This is a genomic window from Streptomyces sp. Sge12 (genome assembly GCF_002080455.1).
Taxonomy (GTDB): Bacteria; Actinomycetota; Actinomycetes; order Streptomycetales; family Streptomycetaceae; genus Streptomyces.
The window spans coordinates 11,233-24,426 of the sequence record NZ_CP020556.1; the positions used below are offsets into that span (position 1 = coordinate 11,233).

Annotated in this window: 8 protein-coding genes and 1 pseudogene; 6 read left to right on the plus strand and 3 right to left on the minus strand. The window is 70.0% G+C overall.

From position 1 onward, the window contains the following. Positions 1–21: 21 nt before the first annotated feature. From B6R96_RS35995 to B6R96_RS36005, 3 genes and pseudogenes are all read left to right on the plus strand, one after another. A pseudogene (locus tag B6R96_RS35995) lies at positions 22–2,820 on the plus strand (Tn3 family transposase); the annotation flags it as partial. Between the two features lie 185 nt (positions 2,821–3,005). Then, positions 3,006–4,268: a tetratricopeptide repeat protein gene (locus B6R96_RS37090; RefSeq protein ID WP_159396453.1), complete on the plus strand. Its 1,263-nt coding sequence runs from the start codon at positions 3,006–3,008 to the stop codon at positions 4,266–4,268. Between the two features lie 16 nt (positions 4,269–4,284). Beyond that, positions 4,285–4,677 (plus strand): recombinase family protein, encoded by a 393-nt coding sequence (locus tag B6R96_RS36005; protein WP_159396454.1) that lies wholly within the window; start codon positions 4,285–4,287, stop codon positions 4,675–4,677. Positions 4,678–4,779: 102 nt separating this feature from the next. Here B6R96_RS36005 and B6R96_RS36010 read toward each other — a convergent pair whose 3' ends face one another. After that, positions 4,780–6,444, minus strand: coding sequence for a hypothetical protein (locus tag B6R96_RS36010; RefSeq protein ID WP_081525442.1), 1,665 nt, complete (start codon positions 6,442–6,444; stop codon positions 4,780–4,782). A 285-nt stretch (positions 6,445–6,729) separates the two neighbouring features. Between B6R96_RS36010 and B6R96_RS36015 the strand changes: the two genes are divergently transcribed. The 3 genes from B6R96_RS36015 to B6R96_RS36025 all read left to right on the plus strand — a co-directional run bounded on the left by B6R96_RS36015 (position 6,730) and on the right by B6R96_RS36025 (position 11,172). Continuing rightward, positions 6,730–7,038, plus strand: coding sequence for a trypco2 family protein (locus B6R96_RS36015; protein ID WP_237291740.1), 309 nt, complete (start codon positions 6,730–6,732; stop codon positions 7,036–7,038). Positions 7,039–7,218: 180 nt separating this feature from the next. Then, positions 7,219–10,536 (plus strand): tetratricopeptide repeat protein, encoded by a 3,318-nt coding sequence (locus tag B6R96_RS36020; RefSeq protein WP_237291741.1) that lies wholly within the window; start codon positions 7,219–7,221, stop codon positions 10,534–10,536. A gap of 204 nt (positions 10,537–10,740) precedes the next feature. Beyond that, positions 10,741–11,172 (plus strand): hypothetical protein, encoded by a 432-nt coding sequence (locus B6R96_RS36025; RefSeq protein WP_203351773.1) that lies wholly within the window; start codon positions 10,741–10,743, stop codon positions 11,170–11,172. Positions 11,173–11,182: 10 nt separating this feature from the next. Here B6R96_RS36025 and B6R96_RS36030 read toward each other — a convergent pair whose 3' ends face one another. Together B6R96_RS36030 and B6R96_RS36035 are read right to left on the minus strand one after the other, a co-directional pair. Further along, on the minus strand, positions 11,183–11,992 hold the full coding sequence (locus B6R96_RS36030; RefSeq protein ID WP_081525444.1) for a hypothetical protein: 810 nt from the start codon (positions 11,990–11,992) through the stop codon (positions 11,183–11,185). Between the two features lie 8 nt (positions 11,993–12,000). Then, positions 12,001–13,176, minus strand: coding sequence for a JmjC domain-containing protein (locus B6R96_RS36035; RefSeq protein ID WP_081525445.1), 1,176 nt, complete (start codon positions 13,174–13,176; stop codon positions 12,001–12,003). Between the last annotated feature and the right edge of the window lie 18 nt (positions 13,177–13,194).

Below are 13,194 nucleotides of genomic sequence, written 5' to 3' on the forward strand. Positions count from 1 at the left end.
TGGTTGTGGTGGGGGTTCTGGGTGGCGACCCGTGTGTTCGCGGATGACGAGCTGGCGCGGCTGCGCGGCTTTCCGGAGATCAACAAGGAAGAGCTGATCCGGTTCTTCACCCTGACGCCGGCGGACGTGGGGTTCATCGACCCGGGCCGCGGTCGTAGTCCGAAGGACCGGCTGGGGCTGGCGGTCCAGCTGTGTTCGCTGCCGTGGCTCGGGTTCGTCCCGGACGACGTCGCCTCGGCGCCCCCGGCGGCGGTGGCCCGGCTCTCCGAGCATCTACAGATTCCCGTGGGTGAGCTGCGGTTCTACGGCGAGCGGAAGCAGACTCGCACCGGACACCTGCGCGAGGTGACCCGGTACCTGGACTGGAAGCCCGCGAAGACGCTGGAGCTGAAGGAGCTGGACGAGTTCCTGCTCGCCCGCGCGATGGAGCATGACTCCCCGTCACTGCTGTTCCGTCTGGCCTGTGAGCACTTGGCGTCCTCGCGGGTGGTGCGGCCCGGGGTGGTGAAGCTGCTGGAGCGGGTGGCCACGGCGCGGGCGGAGGCCGGGCGGGAGACGTACCAGCGGGTGCGGTACCTGCTGACGCCGAAGCTGATGGGCGAGCTGGACGGGCTGCTGGCCGTGGACTCGGCTATCGGGACGACGCGGCTGAACTGGCTGCCCAAGGGGGCGACCGGGGACTCGGCGAACGCGGTGAAGGCGGAGCTGGACAAGCTGGGGTTCCTGCGCGGCATGGACGCCCACACCCTGGACCTGACGGGCTTGCCGGCGGAGCGGCGCCGGTTCCTGGCGGCGGTCGGGCGCCGGCTGACCGCGCAGTCGCTGGACCGGCGTGAGCCGCAGCGCAGGCATCCGATCCTGTTGACGGTGCTCTCGCAGTCGGCCTCCGATGTGCTGGATGAGGTCATCGGCCTGTTCGACCAAGCCGTCTCGGCGCGGGAGAGCCGGGCGCGCATCAAGATGCGGGACGCGCTGGCGGCCCGCGCCGCGGCCGGGGAGGGGCGGCAGGCCCTGCTGGATGAGATCCTGCCGGTCCTGGTCGACACCGGGATCGAGGACGAGATGGTCGGCGCTCTGCTGCGGAACACCATCGGCATGGAGCGGCTGCGGGCCGCTGTTGCCCAGTCCACCGGCCGGCTGCCGCGCGACAACGGTCATCTGGCGATGCTGGAGGGCTCCTACTCCTACCTGCGGCAGTTCACCCCGGACGTGCTGAAGGCCATCAGCTTCACAGGCGGTACGGGCTCCGAGGCGCTGATGGAGGCCGTGGCGGTCCTGGAGAAGCTGAACGCGGACGGGGCCCGGAAGGTCCCAGACGGTGCGCCGACGGACTTCGTGCCCGCCAAGTGGGCTGGCTACCTGGAGCAGGCGGCTCGGGACCGGGACGTCACGGCGTATCGGCATTTCTGGGAGCTGACGGTGCTCCTGGGCCTGCGCGACGGGCTCCGGTCGGGGGATGTGTTTGTGCCGTCCTCGCGCCGGTACGCCGACCCTGCCTCGTACCTGCTCACGCCCGCGCAGTGGGAGGGGCAGCGGGAGCAGTTCTGCCAGCTGGTCGGCAAGCCGACTGACGCCCGCGTCGCGTTGGACGGGTGCAAGGAAGAACTGGCGGCCGCGATGGCGGATCTGGAGAAGGTGCTGGGCAACCGGAAGGCGGGCACCGGCGAGGTGCGGCTGTCGCCGGGCGGGGAGCTGATCATCCCGCCGCTGTCGGCGGAGGACATCCCGGCGGAGGCCGCCGAGCTGAAGGAGGAGCTCTCGGAGCTGCTGCCTCTGGCCCCGATCGCCTCCCTGCTGGTGGAGCTGGACCGGCGAACCGGGTTCCTGGACTGCTTCACGCACGCCGGCGGCAAGCAGACCCGCTCGCCGGAGCTGAAGCGGAACCTGCTGGCGGTGCTGATCGCGAACGCGACGAATCTGGGCCTGGTGCGGATGGCGGAGGCGTGCGGGATCTCCTACGACATCCTGGCCTGGACCCAGGAGTGGTACGTCCGCGAGGAGACCTTGGCTGCGGCGAATGCCGCGGTGGTCAACTACCACCACCGTCTTCCGCTGACCCAGGCGTTCGGCGGCGGCACGCTGTCCTCCTCGGACGGACAGCGGTTCCCGGTGAAGGGCAAGTCGACGACGGCGCGGGCGATGAAGAAGTACTTCGCCGGCCGCGGCCTGTCGACGTACACGCACGTCTCGGACCAGCACACGACGTTCGGCACGAAGGTGATCGTGGTGACCCGCCGGGAGGCGCACTACGTGCTGGACGAGATCATGGGCAACAAGACCGACCTGCCGATCGTGGAGCACGCCACGGATACGCATGGCGTGACCTTGGTCAACTTCGCACTGTTCGACCTCGTCGGGATGCAGCTGTCGCCGCGCATCCGGGACCTGGGGAAGATCGCCCTGTACCGGATGGACCCACAGCGGGACGTCAACGGCTTCTGGCCGGTGGCAGGGCCCCTGCTCACCCAGAAGATCAACATGGGGCTGATCGAGGAGAACTGGGACGATCTGCTGCGGCTGGCGGGGTCGATCAAGTTCGGGCACGCCACCGCCTCACTGATCGTGGGCAAGCTGTCCGCCTCCTCCCGGCAGAACACCCTGGCCGCGGCGCTGAAGGAGTACGGGGCGCTTCGTCGTACGGTCTACGCCGCCCGCTATCTTGCGGACGAGACCTACCGCAGGAAGATCGCCCGCCAGCTCAACAAGGGCGAGTCCCTGCACTCGCTGCGCCGCAGCCTGCTCTACGCGCACGAGGGCGCGATCAGGCACCGCCACCTGACCGCGCAGACCGAGCAGGCATGGTGCCTGACGCCGCTGACCACGTGGGCCGCACCGGCGAACTCGACCGGCTCGACACCGCGCTCGCCAGTCCCGGCGGGGCCGTCGTCCAGGCTGTGCACGGACTGGGCGGCATCGGAAAGAGCACCCTGGCCGCGCACTGGGCCGCCACCCGCCCCCACGGCCATGCCCCGATGTGGTGGATCACCGCCGACACTCCCGTTGGCGTGCAGCAGGGCCTGGCTGGCCTTGCCGGCGCCCTGCAACCGGTTCTGACCACCGGCGCCCTGCCCGACGAGGCGCTGGCGGAGTGGGCTATGCAGTGGCTGGGCAGCCACACTGGGTGGTTGCTGATCCTGGACAACGTCAGCAACCCCGCCGACATCGCCCCGCTGCTCGCTCGCGCCGGTAAGCGGGGACGCTTCCTGATCACCAGCCGCCTCGCCACCCCCTGGCACGGCATCCCCACCGTGGTGCGCCTGGACGTCCTAGAGGCGGCCGAAGCCCTGGACCTGCTCACCCGCATCGCCACCACCGCCGGCCCCCGGAACCTGGACGGCGCCGCCGAACTGTGCGCCGAACTCGGCCACCTACCCCTGGCCGTCGAACAGGCAGCCGCCTACCTCGCGCAGAGCCCGCTCATCACCCCCCGCGCCTACCTCGCCATGCTCGATCAGCACCCGGCGGCGATGTACCGACAGGGCGCCGTCGGCACCGCACCCGAGCGCACCATCGCCCGGATCTGGCACATCACCCTGGACCGGATCACCACGCTCCAGCCCCTGGCCGCAGACCTGCTGCGCGTCCTGGCCTGGTACGCCCCCGACCAGATCCCCGCCACCCTCCTGGACGGCCTGTCCGACCCGCCCGCAGTGAACGCCGCGCTCGGCCTCCTGACCGCATACAGCATGATCACCCCCGACCCCGCCACCGGCACCCTCGCCGTCCACCGGCTCGTCCAGGCCCTCGCCCGCACCCCCGACCCCGACGACCCGCACCGCACTGCCAACGCCATCGACCAGGCCCGCGAGCAGGCCACCTCTCAACTGCACGCAGCCCTGCCCGCTACCTGGGACGACCCCGCCACCTGGCCGACATGGCGCACCCTGATCCCTCACCTGGAGGCCCTCGCAGCCCACGCACCCGCCAGCACAGACACAGACACGACCGCGCTCCTCCTCCGCCGCGCCGGGAACTTCCTCAACAACCAGGGCCAGCTCACCCGCACGATCGCGTATCAACAAAGAGCCCTGGCCACCATGGTGCGGGTGCTGGGCGAGGACCACCCCGACACCCTGACCTCCCGCAACAACCTCGCCTACGCCTATCAGTCGGCGGGGGACCTAGGCCGAGCCATTCCCCTCTACGAGCAGACCCTCACCGACTCCCTACGGGTGCTAGGCGAGGACCACCCCTTGACGGGAACGTTCCAAAGTAATCTCGCCATCGCCATCGCCGAACGCGATGGCGGTGAGCCCGGGCAGCTTTGACTCCTGTGTCACAAGCATGCGCGAGACACTGAATCTCGTCCACGACCTCACGCAGCGCGGCATCTTCCTGCGCACACTCGGCGACAAACTCGCCGTGGACACCAGCGACCCAGGACCCGGCACCGATATGGCCATCGCGCTGCTGGCGATGTTCGCGCAGATGGAACGGATCTACATGCTGGAGCGCGCCGCCGGCGCCCGCGCGGCCAAGGAAGCCCGCGGCCTGCCGACGGGGCGTCCGGCGAAGCTGAACGCGACCACCCGAGCCGGGGCAGCTCAGCGGATCAAGGACGGCGCGATCCCCGAGCAGGTCGCCGCCGAGCTCGGCGTCAGCCGCTCCACGCTGTACCGGGAGCTGCGCAAGCACCGCGAGGGCGCCATCGTCGAACAAGCCGGACGGGAAGGCTGACCAACGGCCCAAGCCAGATCCCAGCAGGTCAGCCATATCCGTTGTTTTTGCGGCGGCTACTACGGGGACCCCTCCCCGACACGACGGTTTTGGGGGTCTCACCTATAGCTGAGGGCTCACGGCTGGTAGTTGCTTTCCCAGATAGCGCTGGTAGGGGCGGGTCTTGTCGATACGCATGCGCACGCTCGTTCGGCCGGTCGCTTCCAGTTCCTGTCGCGCCTCGCGCAGGTTGAGAATCTTTTCAACCGTCATCACTTCGGTTGCCGGACCGAGGTCGATTTGATGTTCGCCGATGGTAAGCGTCATCGATTCGAACTGTGCCGCGAATGCGAAGCGGTCTTTGGCGGCTACTTGGTCGAGCGCGTCGCTGCTGACGACGCTCACGGAGACAGTCTTGACATTCAGGTCGACTTTTTCGCCGCGTAGCAATGCGATCGTCTCTTTGACCAGTCGGGCGTCTCGCTGGGTGAAGTCCGCCGGAAGCGGAAAGAACTGCCCGGTCATGCTCTGAAGGACTGCCAGGTCGCTGAGGGCCTCCGCCCATACCTCTGCCTCGTCCGCGTCCCAGCCCTCTGGGTTTAGGGGACGCGTGATCGGGGCGGTCAGTGGGTTGTCGGAGGAACCGTGGATCGTCATCTGCAGGGTCTGTCCGAGACGCGCGCGGCTCAGGAAGCGCAAGGCGGGCACGATGGCTTGCGGCAGGGATACCTCGGGTGAGCTGAACGAAACGGTCAGGCTCCCGGTGGCATTCCGCCGGTCGAACCGCATTCGGACATGGAGGAAGCCTGTCAGGTCCTTTCCCGTGAGGGTACCTCCACTGGTGCCCCTCGTCCGCTCAGTCAGTTCCAGGGGAAGAGAGGCGGTGGGCACGCCAGCAGGTGTCAGCACGGCTAGCTGGGCTGGCACAGCCGGGTTAAGAACTTCTGTCGCAGAGGTTATGCGGAGGGCCTCCAGCTGATGGGTTCCGCTGACGCCAAGCTCTGAGGGCGCGTCGACAGTGAAGGCGCCCAGATTGGCGGAGCCGAGATGGAAGTCGCCGCCGAAGCGAATGGCATCCTCAAACTGCTGGCGACGCTGTTGCTCTGCCGGGTCATCGCGTCTGAAAGTGACCTGCCCGGTGAACCGGATCGGGGCAAGGTCGTGGGCATCAGGGGCCTTCGGCAAGAGCTGGATGACTGTCTCGCCATCAGTACCCATGGTGGTTCGCATGGCGTAGTGGGGGCTGATTTCCTGGGCGCGGTTCTGCAGGGCGCGGTAGCGCTCCACGAGGTCGGGAATGCCACGCAGCAGGACGTCACGTTCGGCTCGGGCCTCGGCAATTCGCTCCAAGATGTAGTCACCGGACTCCTGGAGGGCGTACCGGACTAGGTCTGGATGTGCAGCGAACTGCTGGTCAAGCCAGTTCCGACCGCGCCAGTCACGGACGAAGGGAAACTCTTGGCGGAGTCCATCGAACCAGCTGAGTTCGCTCGGGTTCGGACTGATCGGCACCACTAGGTCCCAGTGATCAGGTTGGTGCCGAGCGCTGGAGATCAACGAGCGACGAACCTGACGTCGGCGGGTCGGCGTCATACGGCCAGTGAACGACTTCACCTCGTAGTTGATGAGCTCGTTGGCCGCGCTGTATTCGAGAAGGTCGCGGCCGCCGTCTCCGCCTGTCCCGTCAACTTCCTGAGCGCGCGGACGCAATCGCAGCAGCAGCATCGTTATCAATGCCTCGGAAGCGTTCGGATTCTTCGCGAGCTCGTCCCACGGCACACCCACCATGCAGCAACACTAAACACAGTCCGCTGCTGGCGTGGAGGCGTTCGCGACAGCTGATTCTGTTCTCGAGCAGAAGGACCCCATGTCGCGGGCGCCCGTCGCCCCCAGCTCGGCGCGGGCTCGTCCGCTTGTCCTGCCGACGACCCTCCGAGAAGCAAGGTGCCGGGATCAGCTAGATCGGCTGCGACAGGCTTGGCCCGGCATCTACGGTGTCCACATCGCTCTGGCCACGTGTCAGGTTCTGAATATGGGGTGGGTTCAGGTGGACATTCCTCTTGCGGAGACGCGGTGGCCGCGGTACGTGACGAGCTGATCGAAGCAGCAGGCCGGGCGGGGGAAGATCCCGGGGTCGTCTTTGCGGTGGGGCCGGTGGAGATGGAGTTCGAGGTCGAGCTGCGCGCCGATGTGAAGGCGAAAGCCGGGTTCAAGCTGTGGGCGGTGAGCGCGGAGACCGAAGCCGGACTCTCGCGCGGCCGCACCCACCGTGTCTCCTTCACCCTCACCCCGAAGCGTCCCGACGGCACGGATCTGCTAGTCCATTCCGCGCAGGAGCGTCCGGACGGGCCGGGTGATGTGTCGGGGCGCATCCCGGACTGAGGGCGCGGTGCGGCCTGCACGGCCGGACCTGGGGGACCGGAGAGGACTGACGTGGAACAGCTGAGGGTGGCTGCGGTGACCGGGCCGAAGGGCCCGGGGCCTGGTTCGGGTTCGGGGTACGCGGTCGGTGGCCGCCTGGTCCTGACCTCCGCTCACGTCACTGGCTCGGCCGGAACACGCGTGCAGGTCTTCCACCCTGGCGTCGGCGGCAGCGCGGGCGGAACCGTCGTGTGGGCCGGGACGTCGGGCGGGCGCGACGACGCCGCGCTGGTCCTCGTCGACGAGTCCCTCCACTGGCGGCCACCGGCCACACCTGTCCTATGGGGACGTCCGGACACCAAACGCCCTGGCACGCCCTGTGAGACCTGGGGCGTCCCGGACGAGGCTCAGCGCCGCGGCCGCCCCGTCGAGGCCTCCCAGCTGGTCGGGGAGGTGAATCCGGGCAGTGGCTTCGTCGGCAACCAGTACGTTGTGGATCTGCGGAGCCCCGTCACCGGCTGGCCGGGGGACGGAACCTCGCCGTGGTCGGGCCTGTCGGGGGCGGCGGTGTTCTGCGACCGCTACCTGACGGGCGTCGTCGCCTCCGACCGCCAGCACTCTGACCACAGGCGGCTCAACGTGGTCCCCTCTTACGTGCTTCATCACGACCCAGCCTTCCGTGCGACTCTGGCGGACCACGGCGGCAGTGCACAGGGCGGCCTGGAGGCGGTGGAGTTCCAGGACCTCGCTGAACCCTCCGCCCGGCCGGCCGCTCGACTCGCCCCGGTGACACCGGCGGCCCTACTGGAGGCTGGACGCCAGACCGTCCCCTTCCAGGGCCGCCAAGACCTTGTCGCGCAGTTGGAGGCGTGGTGTGGTCAGGGCGGGTTCGGGGCGTGGCTGCTCCATGGTCCGGGCGGGCAGGGCAAGACCCGCCTTGCCCACCACCTGGCCCACCTGCTCACGGCCCGGGGCTGGACAGTGTTGTGGCCGCGCGTCGGCGCCCTTCCCGACCAGCTGTTGGAGGTCCGGCGGGCAGCGAAGCCGCTGCTGGTCATCCTCGACTACGCCGAGACCCGCCCTGAACAGCTCACCGCACTCGTCGAAGGCGCCGCCGAACACCCTGGCACCAGTCCGTTCAAGCTTCTGCTGCTGGCCCGCACCGCCGGCGACTGGTGGCAGCAGGCTGCCACCACCACCCGGCAGGCCGAGGACCGCCTCACCACGGCGCGTACCAGCCTCCTCACCCCCCTGGAGGGCAGGCCCGACGGGCGCGCCGACCACTACCTTGACGCCGCCCGCGCCCTCGCCACCGCCCTCCCGGCTGTCCCGGGCCTCTCCGGCCACGACTGGACCGCGGCCGCCACAGCCCTGCAGCCGCCACGGCACCTCGGCGAGGACGACGCCTACGGCAACGCGCTCACCCTCCACATGACCGCCCTCGCCGACCTCCTCGACACCACACGGACCGAACCCGCGGACAGCACCGCAGGAGAAGAGGACGTACAGGACGTCGAGGACCGGCTACTCGGCCACGAAGTACGGTACTGGCGGGCCAGTGCCACGGCCCGTGGCCTCAGCCCCGGCCTGGGGATGGACACTCTGCGGACCGCGCTCGCGGCGGCCCACCTCACTGGTGCCGCCGACCGTGAACACGCCGATCTCCTGTGGCGGCGTCTGCCCGCGCTCGCGGACCAACCCCGCGACCGCCGCAACCAGGTCACCGCCTGGCTCGCCGCCCTCTACCCCGCCGCCACGTCACGGAACGGCCCACCGTGGGGCGCCCTGCAACCCGACCGCCTTGCCGAACGCCACACCGGCCGCACCCTCGACTCCGACCCGCACCTCGCCGACCACCTCCTCGCCGGAGCCGACGACACCCAGGCCGAACAACTCCTCACCGTCTACAGCCGCTGCGCCGCCCACCCCGCCTTCCGGGGCAGACTCGACAACCACCTCACCGACCTCTGTATCCGCCACCACCCACAACTCATCCCGCACATCGTCACCACCGCCACCCGCACCGACCACCCCACCCCCTTCACCACCGCCCTCGACACCATCATCAGCGACCCCGCAGCCAGCCTCGACGACCTCGACGCGCTGCACAGCCGATTCCCCCACACCAGCCACCGCCTCGCCACGACTGCCGCCCGCCTCGCCACCGCCATCACCCGCCACTACCGCGCCCTGGCCGAGGCGAACCCCGACGCTCACCTCCCCCGCCTCGCCATGGCCCTCAACAACCTCTCCGTCCGCCTGGGTGAGGTGGGGCGGCGCGAGGAGGGCCTCGGCGCCGCTCAGGAGTCCGTCACCCTCCGCCGCGCCCTGGCCGAGGCGAACCCCGACGCTCACCTGCCCGACCTCGCCACGGCCCTCAACAACCTCTCCGTCGACCTGGGTGAGCTGGGGCGGCGCGAGGAGGGCCTGACCACCATCCAGGAGGCCGTAGGTCACTACCGCGCCCTGGCCGAGGCGAACCCCGACGCTCACCTGCCCGACCTCGCCAGTGCCCTCAACAACCTCGCTGTGGACCTGGGTGGGATGGGGCGGCGCGAGGAGGGCCTGACCACCATCCAGGAGGCCGTAGGTCACTACCGCGCCCTGGCCAAGGCGAACCCCGACGCCCACCTCCCCCGCCTCGCCATGGCCCTCAACAACCTCTCCAACCACCTGGGTGAGGTGGGGCGGCGCGAGGAGGGCCTCGGCGCCGCTCAGGAGTCCGTCACCCTCCGCCGCGCCCTGGCCGAGGCGAACCCCGACGCCCACCTCCCCGACCTCGCCAGTTCCCTCAACAACCTCTCCGTCGACCTGGGTGAGATGGGGCGGCGCGAGGAGGGCCTCGGCGCCGCTCAGGAGTCCGTCACCCTCCGCCGCGCCCTGGCCGAGGCGAACCCCGACGCTCACCTGCCCGACCTCGCCATGGCCCTCACCAACCTCTCCAACCGCCTGGGTGAGGTGGGGCGGCGCGAGGAGGGCCTGACCACCATCCAGGAGGCTGTAGGTCACTACCGCGCCCTGGCCGAGGCGAACCCCGACGCTCACCTGCCCAACCTCGCCATGGCCCTCAACAACCTCTCCGTCCGCCTGGGTGAGGTGGGGCGGCGCGAGGAGGGCCTTGCCGCCGCTCAGGAGTCCGTCATCCTCCGCCGCGCCCTGGCCGAGGCGAACATCGACGCTCACCTGCCCAACCTCGCCATGGCCCTCAACAACCTCTCCAACCGCCTGCGTAAGGGAGGCCGGCGCGAGGAGGGCCTGACCACCATCCAGGAGGCCGTAGGTCACTACCGCGCCCTGGCCAAGGCGAACCCCGACGCCCACCTCCCCCGCCTCGCCATGGCCCTCGACAACCTCTCCAACCACCTGGGTGAGGCAGGCCGGCGCGAGGAGGGCCTGACCACCATCCAAGAGACCGTCGCAATCCGCCGAACCCTGGCCGAGGCCAACCCCGACCTCTTCGAACCAGCCCTGCAACGGTCCCTGAATACGACCGCCTGGTTGGAAGGGCTCGAATCGTAAGCTCAGGGCCGGTAGTCGTCGGAGGAATACCTCACCTCGGGCCTGACGCCGCGCACCAGCCGGGGGGTCGGGTCGGGCCCACAGCTGAGAGCTGCGCTGGGCATGGGCAGGGGGGTCCCGCCGCGCTGTTTGGCGGAGCTGTCCCGGTACGGGGGGCGAGCTGCTGGCGGTGCCGCCGAGGAGCGTGCGCGGGAGCGGAAGCGGGTGCGAGAGGCGGAGTTGCAGCGGTTGGCGGGCTTCTTCGTGTACGCCGGCCTGGATGCCCTGGTATGGGAGGCCTTCACGCAGATGGTTCGGTCCGCTTCCGGCAAGGCGATCAAGTACGGCGACCAGAGTCCGCCCCACGGCAACGGGCTGCTTGTCTACTCCCGGGCGAGATGGGGAGGCGGCACGTTCGGCCTGGCCGGCGTGGTGTGTCCTGATCCGAAGGCACTCGCCCGGTGGCCGAAGGACCTGACGATCCTGGTACCCGATCAGATGTGGCTCTCCCGTATCCAGGCAGCCGCCAGAAGTTCGCTGAAAGTCGCGGTCCTCAACCCCGTCACCGGGCGCACCACCTTCGTACGCGTCGAGCCTCCCGAGGCGGCAGGCGCACCGGTTGACCCCGCTGGGTCTAACGGTCCCAACCGGGTGTGAACAGGCTCGGCTAGAGACGGGCCAGGTACTCGCGCACGGGGTCGGCGAGCTCGGCGTAGAAGTCGGTGCGGTCCTGGGCCTGGAGGATCTGGGCGGCCACGGTCAGCAGGCCGGTGCGGGCTTCGGGCCGGTCCAGGATGGGGGCGAGCTCGGTTCGGATGTGGGCGGCCACCTCGGGGATCAGCAGCGCGTACAGGTACAGGGTGGCGGCGTCGTAGCCGTACGGGGCGCGGCCCCACCCTTCCCAGTCCAGGATGTGCGGGCCGCGGGTGACGTTTCCGTAGTGGAGGTCGCCGTGGGCGGTGCTCCAGGTGATGGCGGCCTCGACCTGGTGGCCGGTGAATGCGGGGATGACGCGGCGCAGGTACTCCTCGCGTACGGCCTCTCGATCCGTCGGCGGCGGGACGCCGGCGAGCGCGTCCAGGGCGGCAGACATCTCCTTCCACCACGCCTCGGGCAGGCCGGGGTCCTCGTCGAGGACGGGGCGTGAGGCGACGATCGGATCGGGGGCGAGAGCGTAGAGCTCGGCCCGGTAGGCGTATCCCTCGGTGATCCAGTCCCGGATGCGGAACAGGCCGGGGCGCGGCACCGAGGCGGGGAGGGCGCGGGAGGAGGACGGGCCGTCCCACAGCGTCCCGCCCTCGGTGCCGGTCTCAGCGCAGATCACGCGGAGCCAGTGCGGGCTGGCGGCCGACGACAGGGTCCGGCCCCGGTACCCCCACACCCGACAGCCGGTGGCGCGCAGGCCGAACTGGTCGGCGGCGTGCTGCTGGGCGGCCAGCATTCGGCCGGCGGTGGCGGGGGCGGGGGCCTCGAACACGGCGGGTCCTACCTCGGCTGGGAGACGGCGGCCGCGTCCTTGGATACCAGCTCCGTGGCGAGGGCTGCGACCTGTTCCACGGTGAGGCCGGAGCGCTCGGCGAGCTCCCCGAGGGTCAGGCGGGCGCCGGAGACCAGGGCCTCCAAGGCCGGGCGGACGGAGGTGTGGAGCTCCCATTCATGTCCGGCGGCGCGCAGCACGACGGTCTCGTCGGATCCCTCCAGTGCGGCCCGGGCGGTGGTGAGGGCCAGGACCAGACCCGGGTCGGCGGGGACGTCGCCGATGTACGGGAGGGAGGGGGCCGGGCGGCCGGGGTCTCGGGCGTCCAGGAAGGCAGCGAACTCGGAGACCACGTGGTCGTGGAGCGCCTCGGCGACTTCCTTGCGCAGCTGCTCGGCGTACGCGGTGCGCTCGGCGGGGCCGGCCACAATGGGTACGTTCGCGCGCAGGGTGGGGGAGTGGAGGAGCTGTCCGGCCAGCCATACCAGGAGGTGATGGCCGGTCGCCGGAGTCAGGCCGCACGTCAGGTGCAGGGAGCGGCCCTGGGTGGCGGCCACGGCGTGCCACCAGCCCCGCGGCACGTACAGCATGTCCCCGGCCTGCAGGACCACTTCGGCGAGCGGCGGCCCGTCGGGCTTCTCGGGTGCTTCGACGTCCAGGCGGAGCGGGTCGGTGCGGGTGGCTCCGTACAGGTTCCACCGCTTCGCGCCCTCGAGCTGGACGATCACCGTGTCGTGGTCGTCCCAGTGGACCCCGAAGGCCTCGGTGGGGTGCCAGGAGGCGTACAGGTTGGCCTGGACGTCGGTGCGGAAGTGCCGCTCCAGCGCCTCGGACAGGGCCTGGACGCCCGGGTGGAGTTTGTCGACGGCGTCCAGGACGAGGGAGGCGCCGGCGGTGATCTGCCGGTGCAGCCCGGAGGGTTCGACCCGCTGTCGGACCTCGGAGCGCTTGGTGACCGAGGTGTGCAGGTACTCGTACGGCGGGACCTGCGTGCCGTCGTTGAACAGGCGCAGGCGCGGGGTGTCGAGCCGGTGGCGGGCAACCAGGTCGTTCAGGTCGTCCCACGTGAACAGGCCGCGCAGCCCTGCGGCGGCCTGTGACCAGTGCTGGAAGGAGCGGCCGAAAGCCCCGGCGAGGAAGTCCCCGCCGAGGCTCCGGACCGCCGCGTCGATCGCGGGGGTCATGGTCGGCGATCAGTCGTT